This is a genomic window from Clostridium sp. AM58-1XD, assembly GCF_003464085.1.
In the GTDB taxonomy this organism is placed as follows: domain Bacteria; phylum Bacillota; class Clostridia; order Lachnospirales; family Lachnospiraceae; genus Lachnoclostridium_A.
Genome location: NZ_QSDR01000074.1, coordinates 1 through 1,657, shown reverse-complemented (window position 1 = coordinate 1,657; position 1,657 = coordinate 1). Strand labels below are relative to the sequence as shown.

The window sequence follows — 1,657 nt, the reverse complement described above, 5'->3', positions numbered from 1 at the left end:
CATGCCAAATATTATCATCAGCATAATACCCTAAGCTAATTAATTGCAAAAATCTTTTTTTCGCAACTCTAATAGGAACTCATTATATGCACTTATTTTTGTTCCTGCATAATACTGCAACATAATTAATTGCAAAAATCTTTTTTTCGCAACTCTAATAGGAACTCATTATATGCACTTATTTTTGTTCCTGCATAATACTGCAACATAGTACTTAAATAATTTGGACTTATTATGTCCTTTTTAGTAAAACTCCAATTTTCCCCTCTGCTTATAATTTCGGGATCATTACTCCATATAAAGTAGGGAACGCTATAATATTTTTGAGCAATGGTAAGGTCTGTATCATCATTTTCCCTTCCTTCACTTATTAACTGTTGTTCAAATTCTTTATTTAAGGTTGGCTGATGATCTCCAAACATGCAAATAATTACTGGATCATCCACATTTTTAAAATAATTAATTAAATATTCCAATGCTCTATCTGAAGCCTTCATTAAAGATTGATATCCCTGGACATCTGCGTACTTATCATATTTGTTTTCTAATGATACTCTATATTTATCTTCTATTTTTTGAATATCATAACCACCATGATTTTGTATTGTAACATTAAAAACAAATAATGGGGCCATTCGTTGCTCATATACTTCTATTAGCTTTTTATAGTCTCCAAAATCACTAATCCTAGTTCCTGCAATTATATCCAGTCCTTCAAAACTATCAATGGAGAGGAACTCATCAAATCCCATCGAAGCATATACATTACTTCGCTTATAATTATTAGGGTTTTCAGGATGCATTGCAATCGCTTCATATCCCTGTTCTTTCAAATTAGATACTATTGATGGGATATGTTGAAAATCGAATTGCGTAAATGGTGTAGTTCCTAAAATATTAGCCATAGAATTACCTGTTAGAAATTCGAATTCGGTAAGTGAAGTTCCTCCCCCACGAGTTGATACATAATCAAATCCTATCTCAATCGTTCCTGGATCACTCTTTAGAGCGTTGTAAAATCGCAGCTCATTCTTTGAAGAATCAAAGGGCCCTAGTGCACTCAAATCTGAAAATGCTTCATTCATAATTGCTATAATCGTTGGTTTTCTATCATCCGGTCCTTCATAAGCTGGTAAACGTTCTAGTATATAATTTACGTCTTGCGTAGAATATCCCTCTGGTTGCGAAATTTTTAGTCTTTGAGCAAATGATATAAACGCAGGTAAAAATCCGTTTTCTTCATAAGTTACCGCTGGCCACCATAAATTCATTTTTATATTATAAGCATCCTCAAACTTCACATTATTTATCCATGCTATACTTAAAAATCCTATAAATATTGATATCACTTTGGGTATCCACTTACTCTTACTCTTTTTCAACAAATCTAATTTATGAAAACTGTATATCATACTTAAAGCACAAAATAGCACCCCCATTGATATAGCAATTCCATTAGTTAGTGGATACTGATATCCCCGTGAAACTGCTAAGGCTGTTCTTAAAGACAAAATATCTGCCGGCATAATTGGATTATTTCTGTATAATGCAACATAATGATTAGCAATCCCAATCATAAAAAAAGATACATATTATAAAATATAGTACTATTGTTTTATTACTAAATAAATTATAAAACGATTATCTCAATCGCTAA

The 1,657-nt window shown here is 31.6% G+C and carries 1 protein-coding gene; it reads right to left on the bottom strand.

Translation table 11 applies throughout. The features are described from left to right. Positions 1–125 precede the first annotated feature (125 nt). A complete protein-coding gene (locus tag DXA13_RS20580; RefSeq protein WP_181995777.1) occupies positions 126–1,526 on the bottom strand; it encodes an LTA synthase family protein in 1,401 nt (466 codons plus the stop codon). Between the last annotated feature and the right edge of the window lie 131 nt (positions 1,527–1,657).